4 protein-coding genes are annotated in these 1,209 nt (G+C 27.7%); all 4 read left to right on the forward strand.

The window, feature by feature from the left end:
• Nucleotides 1-381: peptidoglycan-binding domain-containing protein (locus I4V51_RS20850; RefSeq protein WP_195990349.1), on the forward strand; the 381-nt coding region annotated here is incomplete at its 5' end.
• Between the two features lie 194 nt (nt 382-575).
• Entirely contained in the window at nt 576-731 is a 156-nt protein-coding gene (locus tag I4V51_RS20855) for a spore coat associated protein CotJA (RefSeq protein WP_195990350.1), read from the forward strand.
• A 20-nt stretch (nt 732-751) separates the two neighbouring features.
• Nucleotides 752-1,000 (forward strand): spore coat protein CotJB, encoded by a 249-nt coding sequence (locus I4V51_RS20860; RefSeq protein ID WP_195990351.1) that lies wholly within the window; start codon nt 752-754, stop codon nt 998-1,000.
• 14 nt (nt 1,001-1,014) lie between these two features.
• A partial coding sequence (locus I4V51_RS20865) for a manganese catalase family protein (protein WP_195990352.1) occupies nt 1,015-1,209 on the forward strand: 195 nt, incomplete at its 3' end.

Raw genomic sequence — 1,209 nt, forward strand, 5'->3', positions numbered from 1 at the left:
AATGAAATTAAAATGGAGAATTTGACAGATAAAAAAGAAGAGGTAAGCAAACTACAGCAAGAACTAAATAATGATAATTGGGTAGCAAGACTTCAAGAGGAATGTAATAAACAAGGATTTAGTAATCAAAAAGTAGATAATTGTCCAGGACCTAATACATTAGCTGGGTGTCCTACTTTAAGGAAAGGTACAAAAGGAAATATAACTAAGTTACTACAAGAAAAGTTAATAAGTTTAGGGTATGATTTAGGAAAGTATGGAGCAGATGGAGTTTTTGGAATGGCTACTTATAATGCAGTAGTAAAATTTCAAAAAGATAAGGTATTAATACGAGACGGAATTGTTGGTCAAAATACTTGGGAAAAGTTATTGAATTTATAATTATTAAAGGCTAGATATTAATTTAATTAGTATCTAGCCTTTTTTGTTTCAGATAAAAATATTTAATTTTTATAATAAGCTCAAGATTAAAAATTATAAGATATAAGTATTAAAAAAGAATATTATTATGTAACTTATTTATTAATTACTACATAGTATATAATAAGAAAACATTAAGAGGAGGGTTGATTAATTTGAATACTGAAGAGAAAGTGAGAAGAAATAATAAATATGCCAAGGCATATATAGTACCCCAAAGATATGAAAAGTTACTTCCACCTACTATTGCTTTAAAGATAGGGACAATTTTTAAGGATCTTTATAGACCTTATGTAGAAAGTGAAAAATAAATTATTATAGAGGTGATATTATGAACGAAAATGAATTGTTATTTAAAATTATGAAATATATTTTTTATTCTGTAGAGCTTAACTTATATTTAGATAACTTCCCAAGAAATCAAAAAGCTATAGATGATTATAATGAGATTTCTAGAAAATTAGATTTTCTAGTTTGCAAATATGAAAAATCCTATGGGCCATTAACTAACTTTGGTTTTGCGTCAGTTGAGGAACCAGAAGCGTGGACATCTAATCCTTGGCCTTGGGAAAATAAATAAGGAGGTATGACTTAATGTGGTATTATGTTAAAACATTAGAATATCCAATAAATTTGAAATCTAAAGATTTGAAAATGGCAAAATTTTTAATGTCTCAATATGGAGGACCAGATGGAGAATTAAGTGCAGCTCTTAGATATCAAAATCAACGTTACACAATGCCGACTGGAAAATCAAAAGCATTATTAACAGATATTGCGACAGAGGAA

Source organism: Clostridium sp. D53t1_180928_C8 (genome assembly GCF_015667795.1).
In the GTDB taxonomy this organism is placed as follows: Bacteria; Bacillota; Clostridia; order Clostridiales; family Clostridiaceae; genus Clostridium.